This window comes from Micrococcus endophyticus, from assembly GCF_014205115.1.
In the GTDB taxonomy this organism is placed as follows: Bacteria; Actinomycetota; Actinomycetes; order Actinomycetales; family Micrococcaceae; genus Micrococcus; species Micrococcus endophyticus.
Genome location: NZ_JACHMW010000001.1, coordinates 1,303,285 through 1,323,123, shown reverse-complemented (window position 1 = coordinate 1,323,123; position 19,839 = coordinate 1,303,285). Strand labels below are relative to the sequence as shown.

Annotated in this window: 18 protein-coding genes; 16 read left to right on the top strand and 2 right to left on the bottom strand. The window is 74.3% G+C overall.

The genetic code is table 11. The features are described from left to right. The first annotated feature begins 123 nt into the window (after positions 1-123). From pyrH to HDA33_RS05995, 7 genes are all read left to right on the top strand, one after another. Positions 124-891 (top strand): UMP kinase, encoded by a 768-nt coding sequence (gene pyrH, locus HDA33_RS06025; protein ID WP_184171835.1) that lies wholly within the window; start codon positions 124-126, stop codon positions 889-891. Positions 892-945: 54 nt separating this feature from the next. Continuing rightward, complete coding sequence (frr, locus tag HDA33_RS06020) at positions 946-1,503, top strand: ribosome recycling factor (protein WP_184171833.1); 558 nt, start codon at positions 946-948, stop codon at positions 1,501-1,503. Between the two features lie 22 nt (positions 1,504-1,525). After that, a complete protein-coding gene (locus HDA33_RS06015; protein ID WP_184171831.1) occupies positions 1,526-2,359 on the top strand; it encodes a phosphatidate cytidylyltransferase in 834 nt (277 codons plus the stop codon). A gap of 51 nt (positions 2,360-2,410) precedes the next feature. Further along, positions 2,411-3,010: a DivIVA domain-containing protein gene (locus HDA33_RS06010; protein ID WP_017488771.1), complete on the top strand. Its 600-nt coding sequence runs from the start codon at positions 2,411-2,413 to the stop codon at positions 3,008-3,010. Between the two features lie 157 nt (positions 3,011-3,167). After that, positions 3,168-4,328 (top strand): pyruvate dehydrogenase (acetyl-transferring) E1 component subunit alpha, encoded by a 1,161-nt coding sequence (gene pdhA, locus HDA33_RS06005; protein WP_184171829.1) that lies wholly within the window; start codon positions 3,168-3,170, stop codon positions 4,326-4,328. 8 nt (positions 4,329-4,336) lie between these two features. After that, positions 4,337-5,392, top strand: a complete 1,056-nt coding sequence (locus HDA33_RS06000) for an alpha-ketoacid dehydrogenase subunit beta (protein ID WP_051039985.1) — start codon at positions 4,337-4,339, stop codon at positions 5,390-5,392. Then, complete coding sequence (locus HDA33_RS05995) at positions 5,389-6,834, top strand: dihydrolipoamide acetyltransferase family protein (protein WP_184171827.1); 1,446 nt, start codon at positions 5,389-5,391, stop codon at positions 6,832-6,834. The genes HDA33_RS06000 and HDA33_RS05995 overlap by 4 nt, the downstream gene beginning before the upstream one ends. Before the next feature lie 94 nt (positions 6,835-6,928). Here the strand turns inward: HDA33_RS05995 and HDA33_RS05990 are convergent, their stop codons facing one another. Together HDA33_RS05990 and HDA33_RS05985 are read right to left on the bottom strand one after the other, a co-directional pair. After that, positions 6,929-7,405: a GNAT family N-acetyltransferase gene (locus HDA33_RS05990; protein WP_184171825.1), complete on the bottom strand. Its 477-nt coding sequence runs from the start codon at positions 7,403-7,405 to the stop codon at positions 6,929-6,931. A gap of 126 nt (positions 7,406-7,531) precedes the next feature. Further along, a complete protein-coding gene (locus HDA33_RS05985; protein WP_184171823.1) occupies positions 7,532-8,182 on the bottom strand; it encodes a TetR/AcrR family transcriptional regulator in 651 nt (216 codons plus the stop codon). A gap of 112 nt (positions 8,183-8,294) precedes the next feature. On the opposite strand from HDA33_RS05985, the gene HDA33_RS05980 reads away from it, so the two are divergent. The 9 genes from HDA33_RS05980 (at position 8,295) to HDA33_RS05940 (ending at position 19,758) form a co-directional block, all read left to right on the top strand. Further along, on the top strand, positions 8,295-9,911 hold the full coding sequence (locus tag HDA33_RS05980; protein ID WP_184171821.1) for a carboxyl transferase domain-containing protein: 1,617 nt from the start codon (positions 8,295-8,297) through the stop codon (positions 9,909-9,911). Between the two features lie 7 nt (positions 9,912-9,918). Next, positions 9,919-12,030, top strand: a complete 2,112-nt coding sequence (locus tag HDA33_RS05975) for an acetyl/propionyl/methylcrotonyl-CoA carboxylase subunit alpha (protein ID WP_338104272.1) — start codon at positions 9,919-9,921, stop codon at positions 12,028-12,030. A 16-nt stretch (positions 12,031-12,046) separates the two neighbouring features. Then, the gene (locus HDA33_RS05970; protein WP_158494967.1) at positions 12,047-13,234 is read left to right on the top strand and encodes an acyl-CoA dehydrogenase family protein; all 1,188 of its coding nucleotides are present in this window, start codon (positions 12,047-12,049) and stop codon (positions 13,232-13,234) included. A 1-nt stretch (position 13,235) separates the two neighbouring features. Continuing rightward, on the top strand, positions 13,236-13,787 hold the full coding sequence (locus tag HDA33_RS05965; RefSeq protein ID WP_017489646.1) for a MaoC/PaaZ C-terminal domain-containing protein: 552 nt from the start codon (positions 13,236-13,238) through the stop codon (positions 13,785-13,787). Continuing rightward, on the top strand, positions 13,784-14,662 hold the full coding sequence (locus tag HDA33_RS05960) for an HpcH/HpaI aldolase/citrate lyase family protein (RefSeq protein ID WP_184171819.1): 879 nt from the start codon (positions 13,784-13,786) through the stop codon (positions 14,660-14,662). The genes HDA33_RS05965 and HDA33_RS05960 overlap by 4 nt, the downstream gene beginning before the upstream one ends. Before the next feature lie 202 nt (positions 14,663-14,864). Next, positions 14,865-15,242: a DUF485 domain-containing protein gene (locus tag HDA33_RS05955; RefSeq protein WP_017489643.1), complete on the top strand. Its 378-nt coding sequence runs from the start codon at positions 14,865-14,867 to the stop codon at positions 15,240-15,242. Beyond that, on the top strand, positions 15,239-16,861 hold the full coding sequence (locus HDA33_RS05950; protein ID WP_184171817.1) for a solute symporter family protein: 1,623 nt from the start codon (positions 15,239-15,241) through the stop codon (positions 16,859-16,861). The genes HDA33_RS05955 and HDA33_RS05950 overlap by 4 nt, the downstream gene beginning before the upstream one ends. A gap of 348 nt (positions 16,862-17,209) precedes the next feature. Further along, complete coding sequence (gene dxr / locus HDA33_RS05945; protein WP_246417117.1) at positions 17,210-18,394, top strand: 1-deoxy-D-xylulose-5-phosphate reductoisomerase; 1,185 nt, start codon at positions 17,210-17,212, stop codon at positions 18,392-18,394. Further along, positions 18,391-19,758, top strand: coding sequence for a site-2 protease family protein (locus HDA33_RS05940; RefSeq protein WP_184171813.1), 1,368 nt, complete (start codon positions 18,391-18,393; stop codon positions 19,756-19,758). The genes dxr and HDA33_RS05940 overlap by 4 nt, the downstream gene beginning before the upstream one ends. The last annotated feature ends 81 nt before the right edge of the window (positions 19,759-19,839 follow it).

Genomic DNA, 19,839 nt, shown 5'->3' with positions numbered 1-19,839 from the left:
CGACCACCGCATGACGGGGTGGCCGCCCCACCCGGGCTGCCACCCCGTCGTCGCGTCCGCTTCCGGACGGCGCCCCGCGCCCGTCCCCGGCCCGACCCCACGCCCCGACCAGGAGGAGCTCCCATGGAGACGAACCGCGCCCCCGAGGACCCGAAGACCGCCCACGTCCCCCAGACCTCGGAGGACACGGGCCGCCGTCGCGTCCTGCTGAAGCTCTCCGGCGAGGTGTTCGGCGGCGGCAAGGTCGGCGTGGACCCCGAGACCGTGCGCGGGATCGCCGAGCAGATCGCGGTTGCCGCGGACCGCGTGGAGATCGCGATCGTCGTGGGCGGCGGCAACTTCTTCCGCGGCGCGGAGCTGTCCGAGAACGGCATGGACCGCCGGCGCGCCGACTACATGGGCATGCTCGGCACCGTGATGAACTGCCTCGCCCTGCAGGACTTCCTCATCCAGGCCGGCGTCTCCACCCGCGTGCAGTCGGCCATCCACATGGAGCAGGTCGCCGAGTCCTACATCCCGCTGCGCGCCATCCGCCACATGCAGAAGGGCCGCGTGGTGGTCTTCGGTGCCGGCACCGGCCTGCCCTACTTCTCCACGGACACCGTGGCCGCCCAGCGCGCCCTCGAGATCGGCGCGGACGAGGTCCTCATGGCCAAGTCCGGCGTGGACGGCGTGTACACCGCGGACCCCAAGAAGGACCCGAGCGCGGAGCTGCTCACGCACCTGACGTACGACGAGGCCCTGCTGCGCAACATCCGCGTGATGGACCTGACCGCCATGACCATGTGCAAGGACAACGACCTGGACATGCGCGTGTTCGGCATGGAGGGCCCGGGCAACGTGACCCGCGCCCTGCTCGGCGAGCGGATCGGCACCACCGTCACCGTCTGAGGTCCGCCGCGTAGGATGGCGAGCAGACCTGATCCACCACATCGAGGAGACATCGTGATCCAGGAGACCCTGCAGTCCGCCGAAGAGCAGATGGACCGCACCATCGAGGCCACGCGCGAGGACTTCGCCTCCGTGCGCACCGGCCGGGCCAACCCGGGCCTGTACTCCAAGGTGATGGTCGACTACTACGGCTCCTACACCCCGCTGCAGCAGCTGGCGTCCTTCACCACCACGGACGCCCGCACCCTGCTCATCACGCCCTTCGACCAGTCGGCGCTGCGCAACATCGAGAAGGCGCTGTCCGAGTCCGAGGTGGGCGCCAACCCGTCCAACGACGGCAAGGTCATCCGCGTCGTGACGCCGGAGCTCACCGAGGAGCGCCGCAAGGAGTACGTGAAGCTCGTCAAGTCCAAGGCGGAGGAGCACAAGGTCTCCGTGCGCAACGCCCGCCGCAAGGCCAAGGACGCCATGGACAAGGCCGTCAAGGACGGCGAGGTCGGCGAGGACGAGGGCGCCCGCGGCGAGAAGGACCTCGACGCCATGACGAAGAAGCACGTCGACCTGATCGAGGAGATGGCCAAGAACAAGGAGCAGGAGCTGCTGGAGGTCTGATCCTCCCGCAGAGCCGCTCCCGATGACCACCGCCGTCAGCACGCCCGCGCCTCCGCGCGGCGGCCGCGACCTCAAGTCCGCCGTCCTCGTGGGGGTCGGCCTGCTCGTGCTCGCGCTCGTGGGCCTGGTGTGGCTGGACTGGCTGCTCGTCCTGCTCGTGGTCGCGCTGCTGGTCGGCGCGGTCACGGAGGTCGCGACGGCGGTGCGCGGCATCGGCCTGCAGGTGCCGCGGCCGCCGCTGTGTGCGGCCGCCGTGGCCCTGCCCGTCAGCGCGTGGCTGTGGGGCGTGCCCGCCCTGTTCGTGGCGCTGGCGGCGTGCCTGGCGCTGCTGGCCGTGTGGACGGCCCTCACCCGTCACCGGCCCACGGGCCAGTTCATGCTCGCCGGCGTGTTCATCGTCCTGTGGGCGCCGTTCCTGCTGTCCTTCGCCGTCGCGTTGCTGGACCAGCCCCGGGGCAACCTGCTGGTGGCGATCACGCTGCTGATGGTGGTCTCGAACGACACGTTCGGCTACATCGTGGGCTACCGCTTCGGGCGCACCCCGATCGCCCCGCGCATCAGCCCCAAGAAGTCCTGGGAGGGCCTGGCCGGCTCGCTCGCCGGCTCCGCGCTCGTGGGCGTGGTGACGGTGCCCCTGTTCGTGGGCCAGCCGTGGTGGGTGGGGGCGATCCTCGCCGTGACCACGGTGGCCGCGGCCACCTCCGGCGACTTCTCCGAGTCCATGGTCAAGCGCGAGCTCGGCATCAAGGACATGTCCTCCGCCCTGCCCGGACACGGCGGCGTGATGGACCGCCTGGACTCCCTCGTGTTCGCCGCACCGGTGGCCTACACCGTGCTCGCGCTGCCCCTCACCTGATCCACCCTCCCGCCCCGGCGCCCGCCGGGGCCCTCACCGCAGGAGACGCCCATGACCACCCGCCGCCCGCAGGACGCCGAGCCGCCCTTCGAGCTCGTCGAGCAGGACGAGATCGGCTACGAGACCTCCCATGTGGACGCCTTCCTCGCCCGGGCCCGGGAGGCCCGCGAGGGCGGCGCCCCGCTCACCGCGGACGAGGTCCGCCAGGCCCGCTTCGCCACGGTCAACGGCGGGTACGCCACGGACGAGGTGGACGATGAGCTGGACCGCCTCGAGGGCGAGCTGGCCGCCGCCGAGCGCGAGGCATTCGTCTCCGAGCGCGGCGACGAGGACTGGAGCGCGGACCTGGAGGAGCGGGTGGCCGAGCTGGTGGCGCGCGCAGACCGCGCCCCGGCCGAGCGCTTCCGCCGCCCCAGCCGGGAGGACGCGACGAGCTACGACGTGGACGCGGTGGACGCGCTCGTCGACCGCCTGCGGGTGACCCTGGCCGGCGCCGAGGGCGCCGCCGCCCCCGACGCGCGGGGCGGGCTCACCGCGGACGACGTGCGCCGCGCGTCGTTCGGGGAGGCCGAGGGGGACCGGGGCTACGAGGAGGGCCAGGTGGACGCCTACCTGGACGCCGCCGTGGACGTGCTGCTGCGCCGCGCCTGACCCCTGTGCGGCGGCCCCCGGTGCGGGCCGGCCGAGTGGCGGCGATCACAGGCGTGTGAGTACACTCACACGACCGAGACGCCGCGCGAACCACCCCTGCGCGCATGCGTACGTCACCCTCGCCCCGCACCGTGGGCGACGATCGGAAGGCAGTCCTGTGACCCTCGTGGACCACACCCGTCCCGCCGGCGGCGAGGCCGCCACCTCACCGCCCCCCGGCGAGCCCGCCGAGGCGCCCATGCTCCAGGTGCTCGACGCCGAGGGCCGCCGCCACGCGCAGCCCGAGCTGGACCCGTGGATCGAGGACGTCGACGCCGACGCCCTGGCCGCGCTCTATGGGCAAATGGCCGTGGTGCGGCGCCTGGACATCGAAGCCACGCACCTGCAGCGCCAGGGCGAGCTGGCCCTGTGGCCGCCGCTGCTGGGCCAGGAGGCCGCCCAGGTGGGCTCCGCCGTCGCCCTGCGCGAGGACGACTTCGTCTTCCCCTCCTACCGCGAGAACGGCGTGGCCCTGCTGCGCGGCGTGCCCGCCCTGGACCTGCTGCGCGTGTGGCGCGGCTCCACCTTCTCCGGCTGGGACCCGAAGGCCACCGGCGTGGCCACCCAGCAGATCATCATCGGCGCGCAGGCGTTGCACGCGGTCGGCTACGCCATGGGCGTCCAGCGCGACCAGGCGGACGCCGCCGCGATCGTCTACTTCGGCGACGGCGCCACGAGCCAGGGCGACGTCAACGAGGCCATGGTCTTCAGCGCCTCCTACCGCTCGCCCGTGGTCTTCTTCTGCCAGAACAACCACTGGGCCATCTCCGAGCCGGTGAAGCTGCAGACCCGCCGCAGCATCGCCGACCGCCCGTGGGGCTTCGGCATCCCATCCCTGCGGGTGGACGGCAACGACGTCCTCGCCGTCCTCGCCGCCACCCGCGCCGCCGTGGAGCGCGCGGCGGACGGCGGCGGCCCCACCTTCATCGAGGCCGTCACCTACCGCATGGGCCCGCACACCACCGCGGACGACCCCACCCGCTACCGCGACGACGCGGAGCTGGAGGCCTGGAAGGCCCGCGACCCGCTGACCCGCGTGGAGGCGCACCTGCGCACCCTGGACGTGGACGTGGACGTGGACGCCGTGCTCGCCCAGGCCCAGGCCGAGGCGGACGAGCTGGCGGCCGAGGTCCGCCGCGCCCTCGAGTCGCTCGTGGAGGACGGCGCGGAGCGCCTCTTCGACGAGATCTACGCCGAGCCGCACCAGGAGCTGGAGCGCCAGCGCCGCGAGCACGCCCTCTACCTGCAGCAGTTCGACGACGAGGAGGCGGGCGCGTGAGCGAGCGCATGACCTTCGGCCGCGCGATCAACCGCGGCCTGCACCGAGCCCTGGCGGACGACCCCAAGGTCCTGCTCATGGGCGAGGACATCGGCGCCCTCGGCGGCGTCTTCCGCATCACCGACGGCCTGCAGGACGAGTTCGGCGAGGACCGCGTCCTGGACACCCCGCTGGCGGAGTCCGGCATCGTGGGCACCGCGATCGGCCTGGCCATGCGCGGCTACCGGCCCGTCGTCGAGATCCAGTTCGACGGCTTCGTGTACCCGGCCTTCGACCAGATCGTGGCGAACCTGGCCAAGCTGCGCGCCCGCACCCGCGGCGCCGTGCCCATGCCGGTGACCATCCGCATCCCGTTCGGCGGCGGCATCGGCTCCCCGGAGCACCACTCGGAGTCGCCGGAGGCGTACTTCCTGCACACCCCGGGCCTGCGCGTGGTCTCCCCGTCCTCCCCGCAGGAGGGCCACGACCTGATCCGCGCCGCGATCGCCTCGGACGACCCGGTGGTCTACCTCGAGCCGAAGCGCCGCTACCACGACAAGGGCGAGGTGGACCTGGACGCGGACATCCCGCCGATGAGCACCGCCAAGATCCTGCGCGAGGGCCGCGACGCCACTCTGGTGGTCTACGGCCCGCTCGTGAAGACCGCCCTGCAGGCCGCCGAGGTGGCGGCCGAGGAGGGCGTGGAGGTCGAGGTCGTGGACCTGCGCAGCCTCTCCCCGTTGGACACGGGCCTCGTGGAGTCCTCGGTGCGCCGCACCGGCCGGCTCGTGGTGGCCCACGAGGCCTCCCGCACCGGCGGCCTCGGCGCGGAGCTCGTGGCCACGGTCGCCGAGCGCGCCTTCCACTGGCTGGAGGCGCCGCCCGTGCGCGTCACCGGCATGGACGTGCCCTACCCGCCCTCGAAGCTGGAGCACCTGCATCTGCCGGACCTGGACCGCATCCTCGACGGCGTGGACCGCGCCCTCGGCCGGCCCAACTCGCTGGACTCGGTGGACGCGTTCGCCGCTCCGGAGACCGCCGAGCAGTTCCTCGCCGCCCAGACCGCCGGGGAGGAGACCCGATGAGCCAGAAGACCTTCCGCCTGCCGGACCTGGGCGAGGGCCTCACCGAGTCCGAGATCGTCACCTGGCGGGTGGCCGAGGGCGACGCCGTCACCGTGAACCAGGTCCTCGCGGACGTGGAGACGGCCAAGGCCGTCGTCGAGGTGTCCAGCCCGTTCGCGGGCGTGGTGGCCACCCTGCACGGCTCCGAGGGGGAGACCCTCGAGGTCGGCGCCCCGCTCGTGACCTTCACGGTGGAGGGCGCGGGCGGCGACGGCGGCGACACCGAGTCCGAGGGCCGCGTGCCCACGCTCGTGGGCTACGGCGCCGCGCCGGACACGGGCAGGCCGGGCCGTCGCGCCCGCCGCGGCGGCTCCGCCGGGTCCGCCACGTCGCCCGCCCCCGCGGGCGAGCCGGAGCGGGGCCGGGCCCCCTCCACCTCCGAGGAGGCGCCGGCCGGCGCCGCCCGCCCGCAGCCCGAGGCCGCGGAGCCGGAGCGCGCGGACGAGGCCCCCGAGGCGCAGTCGGCCTCGGGGACGTCGGGGGAGCGCCCCCGGTGCACCCCGCCGGTGCGCCTCTACGCCCGTCGCGAGGGCGTGGACCTGACCGCCGTGTCCGGCTCCGGCGTCGGCGGGGTCATCACCCGCGCGGACGTCGAGGCCTTCCTGGCCGGGGGCGGTGCCCCCGCGGCCGAGCCGGCGGCGCAGGCCGCGGCCCCGGCCGAGGCCGGGGCGTCCGGCGGCGTGCGCACCCTCGGCGGTCGCCCGCGCACCGAGTCCGTGCCCGTCAAGGGCGTGCGCAAGGCGACGGCGTCGGCCATGGTGGCCTCCGCCTTCACCGCCCCGCACGTGACCGAGTTCCTGCAGGTGGACGTCACCGAGACCATGGAGCTGCTGGCCGAGCTCAAGGCCTCCCGCGAGTACCGGGACGTCAAGCTCACCCCCATGACGCTCGCCGCGAAGGCGTGCCTCGTGGCCATGGAGCGCACCCCGGACGTCAACGCCCGCTGGGACGAGGCCTCCGGGACGATCCTGCAGCAGAACTTCGTGAACCTCGGCTTCGCCGCCGCCACCCCGCGCGGGCTGATGGTGCCGAACGTCAAGGACGCCCAGGCGATGTCGCTGACCGAGCTCGCGGACGCCATCCGCGAGCTCACTGGGCGCGCCCGCGAGGGGAGGCTGTCCCCGGCGGAGCTCTCCGGCGGCACCTTCACCCTGACCAACGTCGGCGTGTTTGGCGTGGACGCCGGCACCCCGATCATCAACCCGGGGGAGGGCGCGATCATCGCGATCGGCCAGGTGCGACGGATGCCGTGGGAGCACCGCGGCGAGATCGCCCTGCGGGACGTCATGACGCTCTCGCTGTCCTTCGACCACCGCTTCGTGGACGGCGAGCAGGGCTCGCGGTTCCTCGCGGACGTCGGCGCGATCCTGCGCCGCCCGGGCCTGACGCTCACCATGGTCTGAGGCCCCGGCGCCACGAGGACGGCCCCGCCTCCCGGAGAGATCCGGGGGACGGGGCCGTCGTCGTCGGCGTGCGGGCCGGCGGGGCCGGGCGGGCTCACTCGGCGCCGGCGGGCAGCTCCATGACCAGCTCGGTGATGACCTCGGCGCGGGCGTTGGAGAAGACCCTCTCCTGGCCGACGGTCTCGAAGCCGCGGCGGGAGAGCACCTTGACGGAGCCGGCGTTGTCCTCGGGCACGTGCGCGCGCAGGGGGCGGCGGGTGTGCTCGCGCAGGAACGCGTCCACGGCGGCGGTGGTCAGGCCCAGGCCCCAGTAGTCCTGGGCGGTCCAGAAGGAGAGCTCGCCGACGCCGTCGTGCTCGGTGCACACGATGGCGCCCACGGCGCGGCCCTCGTGCTCGATGGTGCGCACCACCGCGGTCTCGGCCGCGAGCAGGCTGCTCCAGTGGTAGTCGAACACGCCGCGGTCCCGGGGGTTGCGCGGGGCGAAGGCGGACATGAGGCTGGCCTGCTCGTCCTGCTGGTGCAGGAAGAACTCGTCCAGGTCCTCGGGTCGGACGTCACGAAGGAGCACAGCGGCGGACCTCTCTTCGGCGGGGTGCGACGGCGTGCGCCGTCGTGGTTCCGGCCACGGTACCACCGGGCCCGGCGCCGTCCGCCGGTGCGCGCCCGCCGGTCCGGGCCGGTCGGCGGCGTCCGGTCAGGGCCGGTCTGCGGCGGGACCGGGCGCGGTGGCGGCGGCCCAGGCCATCGCCACGAGGGTGGCGCGGCGGGCGGCGCGGTCGGCGGCCGTGCGGCGCACCGAGCGCGGGGTGGAGTTGATCAGGCCGAGGACGGCCTGGGCGCGGAACACGGCGGTGGCCTGGTCCTCGGACGGGTGGACCACGCGCAGCTGCCGGGCCCACACGTCGATGTAGGCGCGCTGGGTGCCGGTGACGGCGGCGCGCTCGTCCTCGGGCAGGGCGGACATGTCCCGGTCCTGCACGCGGATCACGTCGCGCTGGGCGAGCGCGAAGTCCGTCTGGAAGGCGATGAGGGCGCGCAGCGCGTCCTCGCCCGCGTCGTGCTCGCGCTCGGTGGCGAGCGCCCCGTCGAGCAGGTCCTGGGAGGCCGTGGCCAGGATGGCCACGAGCACGGCGGCCTTGCCGGCGAAGTGGCGGTAGATGGCCGGTCCGCTGATGCCGACCTCGGCACCGATGTCCTCCAGCCGCACCGCGTCGAAGCCGCGCGCAGCGAACAGGCGGGCTGCGGCGGCGAGCAGGTCCTCGCGGCGGCGGGCCTTGGCCGCCACGCGGGAGGTCGGGGCGGCCGCGGAGGCGGCGGGAGCGGAGGGGTCGACGGCGGCGGGCATGGCCCCCACTGTAGGCCTGGAAGGGGAGCCGGACGCCCCGTTCGACGCCGGTGACGGCGATCACTACACTGGTGCCCAGTTCAGTTAGTCGTCATTCACTGAAGGGGGTCCCATGACCGCCAGCACCACGGCCTCGGACTCGGAGTCCGCGCCCACCGCGGCCGAGCGCAACGCGGCCGGCCACGCCCGGCTCGAGCAGGAGGTGGCCGAGCTCGTCGCCCGCACCGCCCTCGGCGGCCCGGAGCGCTCGCGCGAGCGCCACACCGCCCGCGGCAAGCTGCTGGTGCGGGACCGCATCGACGCCCTCCTGGACGAGGGCTCGCCCTTCCTCGAGGTGGGCGCCCTGGCCGCGCACGGCCTGTACGACGGCGACAGCCCGGCCGCCGGCGTCGTGGCGGGCATCGGCCTCGTCCACGGCCGGCTCGTCATGGTGGTCGGCAACGACGCCACGGTGAAGGGCGGCACCTACTACCCCCTGACCGTGAAGAAGCACCTGCGGGCCCAGGAGATCGCCCTGGAGAACCACCTGCCGTGCCTCTACCTCGTGGACTCCGGCGGCGCGTTCCTGCCCCGCCAGGACGAGGTTTTCCCGGACCGGGAGCACTTCGGGCGGATCTTCCGCAACCAGGCGCTGCTGTCCTCGCGCCGGATCCCGCAGCTGGCCGCGGTGTGCGGCTCGTCCACGGCGGGCGGCGCGTACGTGCCGGCCATGTCGGACGAGACCGTGATCGTCCGCGAGCAGGGCACCATCTTCCTCGGAGGCCCGCCCCTGGTGAAGGCCGCGATCGGCGAGGACGTCTCGCCCGAGGACCTCGGCGGCGGCCGGCTGCACGCTGAGCGCTCCGGCGTCGCGGACCACCTGGCCGACGACGACCTGCACGCCATGCAGATCCTCCGGGACATCGTGGCCACCCTGCCGCCGCCCCCCGCGCCGGCCTGGGAGGTGGCCCCCGCGCAGGAGCCCGCGAAGGACCCCGCCGAGCTGACCTCCGTGGTCCCGGTGGACGTGAACACCCCGTACGACGTGCGCGAGGTGATCGACCGGATCGTGGACGGCGGGTCTGTGCACGAGTTCAAGCCCCTTTACGGGACCACGCTCGTCACCGCCTTCGCGCGGATCGACGGCCACCCCGTGGGCATCCTGGCGAACAATGGCATCCTGTTCGGCGATTCGGCCCGCAAGGGCGCGCACTTCATCGAGCTGTGCGACCAGCGGGGCATCCCGCTGCTGTTCCTGCAGAACATCTCCGGCTTCATGGTGGGGCGGGACGCCGAAGCCGGCGGCATCGCGCGCGACGGCGCCAAGATGGTCACCGCCGTCGCCACCGCGCGCGTGCCGAAGCTGACCGTGGTGATCGGCGGTTCCTTCGGCGCCGGCAACTACGCCATGTGCGGCCGCGCCTACTCGCCGCGCTTCCTGTGGATGTGGCCCAACGCCCGCATCTCCGTGATGGGCGGCCCGCAGGCCTCCTCCGTGCTGACCCAGATCAAGCAGGACCAGCGCGCCGCGGCCGGCGAGGAGCCCATGGACGCCGCCGAGGTGGAGGCCTTCCAGGCCCCCGTCCGGCAGCAGTACGAGGACCAGGGCAGCCCCCTGTACTCCACGGCGCGGCTGTGGGATGACGGCATCATCACCCCGGGCCAGACCCGGCGCGTGCTCTCCCTCGCCCTCGACGTCATCTCCCGTCCCCCGCTGCCGGACACCCGGTTCGGCCTGTTCCGCATGTGAGGCACCCGTGACCGAGAACCCCACCCAGGGCGCGCCCCTGTTCCACACCGTGCTGGTGGCCAATCGCGGCGAGATCGCCGTGCGCGTCATCCGCACCCTGCGCCGCCTCGGCATCCGCTCCGTGGCCGTGCACTCCGACGCGGACGCGCAGGCCCGCCACGTCCTCGAGGCGGACGAGGCCGTGCGCCTCGGCCCCGCCCCGGCCCGCGAGTCCTACCTGGACATCGAGGCCGTGGTCGAGGCCGCGCGCCGCACCGGCGCCCAGGCCGTGCACCCCGGCTACGGATTCCTCTCCGAGAACGCGGACTTCGCCCGCGCCCTCGAGGCCGCCGGGATCGTGTTCGTCGGCCCGCCCGTGGCCTCCCTGGACGCGATGGCGGACAAGATCCGGGCCAAGGAGACCGTGGCCGCCTACGACGTGCCCGTGGTGCCCGGCGTCGCCGACCCCACCCTCGACGACGCGGCGCTCGCCGCCGAGGCGCAGCGTGTCGGCTTCCCGCTGCTCATCAAGCCCTCCGCCGGCGGCGGCGGCAAGGGCATGGTGGCGGTGCACGCCGCCGACGAGCTGCCCGCGGCGCTGGCCTCGGCCCGCCGAACGGCCCGCTCGGCCTTCGGCGACGACACCCTGCTGCTCGAGCGCCTCATCACGGCCCCGCGCCACATCGAGGTGCAGGTCTTCGCGGACGCCCACGGCACCACCGTGCACCTGGGCGAGCGCGAGTGCTCCCTGCAGCGCCGCCACCAGAAGGTGATCGAGGAGGCCCCCGCACCGCTGCTCACCGGACTGGCCCACGGGGCCGAGCTGCGGGAGCGCCTCGGGAAGGCCGCCGTGGACGCCGCCGTGTCCGTGGGCTACCGCGGCGCCGGCACCGTGGAGTTCCTCGTCTCGGACGAGGACCCGGACGCGTTCTTCTTCATGGAGATGAACACGCGCCTGCAGGTCGAGCACCCCGTCTCCGAGGAGGTCGTGCGGGTGCGCGGGCAGCGGCAGGACTTCGTGGAGCTGCAGCTGCGCATCGCCGCGGGCGAGCCCCTCGGCTTCGCCCAGGACGACGTCGCCCTGGAGGGCGCCGCCGTGGAGGCCCGCGTCTACGCCGAGGACCCGGCCAACGGCTTCCTGCCGTCCACCGGCCCCGTGCTGCGCTGGCGCGAGCCGCAGGGGGAGGGCGTCCGCGTGGACACCCTGCTGCTGCCCTCGGCGGACGCGGCCGACCCCGCCGCCGTGGACGCCGGCCAGCCCGAGGTCACCGGCTTCTACGACCCCATGGTCGCCAAGGTCATCACCCGCGGCGCGGACCGCGCCGAGGCGCTGGACCGGCTCGACGCGGCGCTCGCCGACACCGTGCTGTTCGGCGTGCGCAGCAACCTCGGCTGGCTCCGCGAGCTCGCCGCGCGCGAGGACGTGCGAGCCGGTCGGCTCACCACCGAGCTCATCGACGGCATGGAGGCCTGGAACGCCCCCGCGCTGCCCGAGGACCTCGCCGCCCTCGCGGCCGAGGCGCTGGAGGAGGCCTCCGACGACGCCGCGGCGGCCGAGCGCCACGCCGCGGGCTCCGCGTGGGCCCGCGCCGACGGCTGGCGCGGCGCGGGCGCCCCGCAGCCCGGGATGCGCGTGCGCGTGGGGGACGAGGACCGCGTGCTGCACGGCCCCGCCGCCGACGCCGAGACGGAGGAGGACGAGTCGGCCCTCGCCGGCCTCAACCTGCTCGCCGGGGATCCGCGCGATCCCCGCTCGGCCTGGCTGCACCGCGACGGCGCCACGTGGCAGGTCCGCCGCCTGCGCCGCGCCGAGGTCGTCGAGGCCGCCCGGGCCGCCTCCGCCGCCCGCCGCGCCCCGGCCGGCGCCGCCTCGCCCGAGGCCCGCACGCCCATGCCGGGCACCGTCGTCGCCGTCTCGGTGGACACCGGGGACACCGTGGCCGTCGGCCAGGAGCTGGCCGTGGTCGAGGCCATGAAGATGGAGCACCCCGTCACGGCCGCCGTCGCCGGCGTGGTGACCGTCCACGTCGCCGAGGGCGACTCGGTGGCCGCGCAGGCGCTGATCGCCGCCGTCGAGCCCGCGGCCGCGGACGAGCCCGCCGAGCCCGCCCCGCACGAAGCATCCGCACAGAACGCCTGAGTCAGGAGAGACCCGCATGAGCACCAAGCACCGCACCCTGCCCGCCCTGGAGGAGGACTACCAGGTCCTCTCCGACACCGTCCGCGAGTTCGCCGACGAGGTCGTGGCGCCCGTCTCCGCCGAGCTGGACGCCAAGCACGAGTTCCCGTACGAGATCGTGGCCCAGATGGGCGAGATGGGCCTGTTCGGCCTGCCCTTCCCCGAGGAGTTCGGCGGCATGGGCGGCGACTACTTCGCCCTCGCCCTGGCCCTCGAGCAGCTCGGCCGCGTCAACCAGTCCGTGGCCATCACCCTCGAGGCCGGCGTCTCCCTCGGCGCCATGCCCCTGCTGAAGTTCGGCACCCAGGAACAGAAGGAGGCGTGGCTGCCCGACCTCGTGGCCGGCCGGCACCTGGCCGGGTTCGGCCTCACCGAGCCCGGCGCGGGCTCCGACGCCGGCGGCACCCAGACCACCGCCGTCCTCGAGGACGGGCAGTGGCGCATCAACGGCGCCAAGGAGTTCATCACCAACTCCGGCACGGACATCACCTCCCTGGTCACCGTCACCGCCGTGACCGGGACCGTGGAGGGCAGGACCGGCGCGGACGGGAAGCCCGCCAAGGAGATCTCCACGATCCTGGTGCCGGCGGGCACCGAGGGCTTCTCCGTGGCCAAGGCCTACGACAAGGTCGGCTGGAACTCCTCGGACACCCACGCCCTGCACTTCTCCGACGTCCGCGTCCCGGAGGAGAACCTGCTGGGCACCCGCGGCCGCGGCTTCGCGAACTTCCTGGAGATCCTCGACGAGGGCCGCATCGCCATCGCGGCCCTGGCCACCGGCGCCGCGCAGGGCTGCGTGGACGAGTCGATCGCCTACGCCAAGCAGCGCACCTCGTTCGGGCAGCGAATCGGCGAGTTCCAGGCCGTCTCCTTCAAGATCGCCCGCATGCAGGCCCGCGCCCACGCCGCGCGCCTGGCCTACTACGAGGCGGCCCAGAAGATGCTGGCCGGCAAGCCGTTCAAGACCGAGGCCGCCATGGCCAAGCTGATCGCCGGCGAGGCCGCCATGGACAACGCCCGCGACGCCACGCAGGTGTTCGGCGGCTACGGCTTCATGAACGAGACCCTCGTGGCCCGCCACTACCGCGACTCCAAGATCCTCGAGGTCGGCGAGGGCACCACCGAGGTGCAGCTCATGCTGATCGCCCGCGAGCTGGGGCTGTGAGGTGGGGCGGGCCGAGCCCGGCGCCGCGCCGGAGCGCGTCGAGATCGTCCAGCGCGGCCGCTACGCGGACGAGCTCGCGGTGGGCCAGGTGTACCTGCACCGGCCCGGCCGCACGCTCACCGAGGCGGACAACGTGCTGTTCACCACGCTGACCATGAACCCGCAGGCCCTGCACCTGGACCACGCGTTCGCGCAGACCCAGTCGTTCGGCCGGCCCCTGGTGAACTCGATGCTCACCCTGTCCACCCTGGTGGGGCTCGCCGTCGCGCAGACCACCCAGGGGACCCTCGTGGCGCAGCTGGGCCTGGGGGAGATCGCCTTCCCCGCGCCGGTCTTCCACGGGGACACGCTCTACGGGTGCTCCGAGGTCACGGCCGTGCGGGAGTCCTCCTCGCGGCCGGGCCAGCGGATCGTCACCTTCGCGATGACGGGGGAGAACCAGCACGGCGACGTCGTGGTCCGCGCCGAGCGCACCTGCCTGATGTGGACCGAGGCCGCGCACGCCGACGCGCGAGCGCAGGCCGCCGCGGACGCCGCGGAGGAGCGGGCATGAGCATGCTCGCCCTCGGCCCGGCCGTGATGTTCACCCCGGCGGACCGCCCGGAGCGGTACGCCAAGGCGCTCGAGCGCGCGGACGCGGTGATCCTCGACCTCGAGGACGCCGTCACTCCGGACGCCCGGCCCGCCGCCCGCGACGGCGTCCGGGCGGCCTGGGAGGGCCGGGCGGCCGGCGGGGCGGACGGCGGCCCGCTCGACGTGGCGCGCGTGGTGGTCCGGGTGAACCCGGCCGGCGGCGCCGACCACGCCGCCGACCTGGCGATGCTCGCCGAGACCGGCTGGCGCACCCTGATGCTCGCCAAGGCTGAGTCCGCCGCCCAGGTGGACGGCCTCGTCGCGGCCCTGGGGGACGACGTGCGCGTGGTGGCCCTGTGCGAGACGGCGGCGGGCGTCCTCGCCGCCGCCGAGCTGGCCGCCCACCCGAACGTGGGCGCGCTGATGTGGGGCGCGGAGGACCTCGTGGCCTCGATGGGCGGCAGCTCCTCGCGCACCGCGGACGGGGCCTACCGCTCCGTCGTGACGCACGCGCGGGCCGCCGTGCTCCTGGCCGCGGCCGCCCACGGCGCGGCCGCGTGGGACGCAGTCCACCTGGACCTCGCGGACGAGGCGGGCCTGGCGGCCGAGGCCGAGGACGCCGTCGCCCTGGGCTGCGCCGCCACCGTGTGCCTGCACCCGCGGCAGGTGCCCGTAGTGCGCTCTGCATACACGCCGGCGGCCGAGGCCGTGGAGCGGGCCCACCGGGTCCTCGCCGAGGCCGAGGGCCGTCACGGCGCCTTCGAGCTGGACGGCGCCATGGTGGACGAGGTCGTGCTCGCGCAGGCCAGGGCGGTGCTGCGCCGCGCCGAGGCCGCGGGCGCCGCGGCCGGCTGACGGGTCGCGGCCGGCCGACGGGCCGCCCCCGGCGGCGCCCGCCGCCGGAGAGTCGCCCGGCCGTGGCGTGCGTCACACTGCGTCACACTCGGGGTTTGTATACAGGCCCCTTTGACGTGCGCCCCCGGCCCTAGCAAAGTGTGCGTGTCATCACAGTGATCCTGCTCACAGGAGCACTGCTCCACGCACACCCGGAGGGCCCATGTCATCCAGCGAGCCCACGGCGCCGGCCCCGACGGCCGCGCAGTTCCGCGCCGCACAGCAGTCCGAGGAGTTCACCGAGCTCCGCAGCACCTATCGCTCCTTCGCGTTCCCCATGACCGTGGCGTTCTTCGTCTGGTACCTGGTCTTCGTGATCGCGGGGGCGTTCTTCCCGGAGTTCATGTCCATCCGCCTCGGCGGCAACATCACGTTGGGGCTGGTCCTGGGCCTGCTGCAGTTCGTCACCACGTTCCTGATCACCTTCGCCTACGTCCGCTTCTCCAACCGGACCCTGGACCCCCGCGCCACGGCGCTGCGCGAGCGCCTCGAGCGCGAGGCCGCCGGCGGCGCCCCTGAGACCCCGGAGGCCACGCGATGAGCGCACTGACCCCCCTGCTCCAGGCCGCTCCCGAGGCGGTCGGCAACCCCGCCGTGAACATCGGCATCTTCCTGGCCTTCGTCGTGGTCACCCTCGTGATCGTGATCCGGGCGTCCAAGACGAGCTCGTCCTCGGCGGACTACTACGCCGGCGGACGCGGCTTCTCCGGCACACAGAACGGCACGGCCATCGCGGGCGACTACCTCTCCGCGGCCTCGTTCCTGGGCATCGTGGGCGCCATCGCGCTCTACGGCTACGACGGCTTCCTCTACTCGATCGGCTTCCTCGTGGCGTGGCTCGTGGCCCTGCTGCTGGTGGCCGAGCTGCTGCGCAACACCGGCAAGTTCACCATGGCGGACGTGCTCTCGTTCCGCCTGCGCCAGAAGCCCGTGCGCATCGCCGCCGCCTTCGGCACCATGGCCGTCTGCCTGTTCTACCTGCTGGCCCAGATGGCCGGCGCCGGCGGCCTCGTCTCCCTGCTGCTCAACATCGACGACCGCGCCGGCCAGGCCCTCGTGATCGCGATCGTGGGCGTGCTGATGATCGTCTACGTGCTGATCGGCGGCATGAAGGGCACCACCTACGTCCAGATCATCAAGGCGATCCTGCTCATCGCCGGTGCCGGCGTCATGACCGTGTGGTCCCTGGCCATGTTCGGCTTCGACTTCAACGCCATGCTGGGCGCCGCCGTCGAGCTCAACCCGGAGGGCGAGGCGATCCTCGAGCCGGGCCTGCAGTACGGCGCGAGCGCGCTGACCCGCCTGGACTTCGTCTCCCTCGGCATCGCCCTCGTGCTGGGCACCGCCGGCCTGCCGCACGTGCTCATGCGGTTCTACACCGTGCCCACGGCCAAGGAGGCCCGCAAGTCGGTGGTGTGGGCGATCGTGCTCATCGGCGCGTTCTACCTGTTCACCCTCGTGCTGGGCTACGGCGCCGGCGCCCTGATCGGCCCCGAGCGGATCATGGCGGCCCCGGGCGGCCAGAACTCGGCGGCCCCGCTGCTCGCGTTCGAGCTCGGCGGCTCCATCCTGCTCGGCGTGATCTCCGCGGTGGCGTTCGCCACGATCCTCGCGGTGGTCGCCGGCCTGGCCATCACGGCGGCGGCGTCCTTCGCCCACGACGTGTACGGCTCCGTGATCGCCAAGCACCAGCTGACCCCCAAGGAGGAGGTCCGCATCGGCAAGATCACCGTGGTGGTGATCGGCATCCTGGCGATCGTAGGCGGCATCGGCGCGCAGGGCCAGAACGTGGCGTTCCTCGTGGCGCTCGCCTTCGCGGTGGCCGCCTCGGCGAACCTGCCGACCATCCTGTACTCGCTGTTCTGGAAGCGCTTCACCACCCGCGGCGCGGTATGGTCCATGTACGGCGGACTGCTCTCCGCGATCATCCTGATCGTGCTGTCCCCGGTGATGTCCGGTGCGCCGACGTCGATGATCCCGGGCGCGGACTTCGCGATCTTCCCGCTGAAGAACCCGGGCATCGTGTCCATCCCGCTGGCCTTCTTCCTCGGCTGGCTCGGCTCCGTCACCTCCTCCCGCGCGGAGGACCCGGACAAGCAGGCCGAGATGGAGGTCCGCTCCCTCACCGGCATCGGCGCCGAGAAGCCGGTGCAGCACTGATCCGCTCCTGAGCGCGGTCTCCCACGAGGGGCCGGTCCGGGTCGGGACGCCCACGCGGCGCCCGCCCGGGCCGGCCCCTCGGCCGTCCCGGCGCTCGGCCGCTCACCCGGCCGGAGACCCTCAGATCGACGGTTTCGGTCAGGATCGACGGAACGGCCGTCGGTCCTGACCGAAACCGTCGATCCTCCGAGCGGGTCCGGCCGGCCCCCGCCCGTCCCGGCGCTGTCCAGGCGCGGCTGGCATCATGGCCGGGTGACGCACGGATCCCTCACCGACTACACCCTCCCCGCGGCGGGCGCCCCCTCCGCCTCGAACGCGCACGACGACGGCGCCCCGCGCGCCGTCGCGCTGATCGGCTCCACCGGGTCCATCGGCACCCAGGGCCTGGACGTGATCGCGCAGGACCCCGCGCGGTTCCGCGCCGTCGCCCTGTCCGGGGGCGCGAACACGGGCCTGCTGGCCGAGCAGGCGGTGCGCGTCGGGGCCGAGGCTGTGGGCTCCGCGACGGCCACCGAGGACGAGCTGCGCGCGGCGATCGCCGACGCCGCCGCTCGTCTGGGCGTCCCCGCCCCGCGCCCGGCGCTGTTCACCGGCCCCACGGCCGCCGAGCGGATCGCGGCGTGGGAGGGCGCGGACACCGTGCTCAACGGCATCACCGGCTCGATCGGCCTGCGCCCCACCCTGGCCGCCCTGCACGCGGGCCACCGGCTGGCGCTGGCGAACAAGGAGTCGCTGATCGTGGGCGGGGCGCTCGTGAAGGCGGCCGCCGCCCCCGGGCAGCTCGTGCCCGTGGACTCCGAGCACTCGGCCCTGGCGCAGGCGCTGCGCGGCGGCACCGCGGACGAGGTCCGCCGCCTCGTGCTCACCGCCTCCGGAGGGCCCTTCCGCGGCCTCGACCGGGCCGCCCTGGCCGAGGTCACCCCCGCGCAGGCGCTGGCGCACCCCACGTGGGACATGGGCCGCGTGGTCACCACCAACTCCGCCTCGCTCGTGAACAAGGCCCTCGAGGTGATCGAGGCCCACCTGCTCTTCGACGTGCCCCTGGAGCGGATCGACGTCGTGGTCCACCCGCAGTCCGTGGTGCACTCCATGGTCGAGTTCACGGACGGCTCCACCCTGGCCCAGGCGTCCCCGCCGGACATGCGCCTGCCCATCGCCCTCGGGCTCGCCTGGCCGTCCCGCGTGCCCGGCGCCGCCGCCGGCTGCGACTGGACCCGCGCCGCCACCTGGACCTTCGAGCCCCTCGACGAGGACGCGTTCCCCGCCGTGCGCGCCGCCAAGGAGGCCGCCGCGGCCTCGCCCACCCACATGGCCGTGTTCAACGCCGTCAACGAGGAGGCCGTGGACGCGTTCCACGACGGGCGCATCCGCTTCGACGCGATCGTGGACACCGTGCGCGCCGTCGTCGGCGAGTACGAGCCCGCCCGGGTGCTCGGCGCCGCCGGCCACGGGCACGTGGCGCAGGACCTGACCGTGGAGGCCGTGCTCGCGGCCGAGGACTGGGCGCGCACTGCCGCCCGGGCCCGCTGGTGAGCGCCGTGGAGGTGCTCTGGTACGTCCTCGGCGTCGTCGCGGTGGCCCTGGGCCTGGCCGTCTCGATCGCCCTGCACGAGGTGGGTCACCTCGTGCCCGCCAAGCTCTTCGGCGTGCGCGTCACGCAGTACATGATCGGCTTCGGCCCCACGATCGCCTCGTGGCGCCGCGGGGAGACCGAGTATGGGTTCAAGGCCGTGCCGCTGGGCGGCTACGTGGCCATGGTGGGCATGCTCCCGCCGCCGCGCCCGGGCCAGGCGCCGCGCACCGCCTCCACCGGATTCGTGCAGCAGCTGGGCCGGATGGCGGACGACGCGCGGATCCAGGCCGCCGCGGAGCTCACGGCGGCGGACGAGGGCCGCCAGTTCATCCAGCTGCCCGTGTGGAAGCGCGTGGTGATCATGCTCGGCGGGCCGTTCATGAACCTGCTCATCGCACTCGGCGTCACGGCCCTGCTGGTGACCACGGTGGGCACCTCCCAGCCGAGCACCACGGCGGCGGAGGTCTACCGCTGCGTGGTGACCACGGACGAGCAGCAGGCCCGCGCCGCCGAGGGCGGGGGGCAGGACTGCCGCCCCGGCGACCCCGTGGCGCCCGCCCACGAGGCCGGGCTGCGCCCGGGGGACACCGTCACCTCCTTCGACGGGCGCCCCGTGGAGGACTGGGACGCCCTGTCCGGGCTGATCCGCGAGCGCGCCGGGCAGCCCACCGCGATCGAGTGGGAGCGCGACGGCGAGCCCCACTCCGCCACCATCACCCCGCGCCTGACCCAGCGGCCGGTGACGGACGCCGTCGGCCGCCCCGAGCGCGCCCCGGACGGCACCGCCCTGACCGAGGAGGTCGGGTTCATTGGCATGGGCTCGCAGATCGAGACCGTGCGGCAGAGCCCGCTGGCGGCCGGGCCGGTCGTGGCCCAGCAGGTGCGCGGCGTCGTCGACGTGGTGCTCGTGCTGCCCCAGCGGCTGTGGGACACCGCCGTGGCCGTGGTGACCCCGGCCGAGCGCGACCCGGACGGGCCGATGTCCGTGGTGGGGGTGGGCCGGATCGCCGGCGAGGCTGCGGCGCTGCAGGAGGCGGAGCTCGCGGACAAGGCGGCCCTGCTGCTGTCCCTGGTGGCCGGCGTCAACGTGGCCCTGATGGTGTTCAACCTCATCCCGCTGCTGCCCCTCGACGGCGGCCACGTGGTCGGCGCGCTGTGGGAGGCGCTGCGCCGCGGATGGGCCCGGCTGCGCGGCCGCCCGGACCCGGGGCCGTTCGACCTGGCCCGCATGCTGCCGGTGACCTACGCGGTGGCCGGGCTCATGCTCGTGATGGGCGTGGTGCTGATCGTCGCCGACATCGTGGAGCCGATCCGCCTGTTCTGAGCCGGTGCGCCGGCCGGTCGCCGGGCCCGACGCGCGACCGACGCGGCCGCCCTCCGTCCGGGGCCGGGCCCCGGCCCTCGG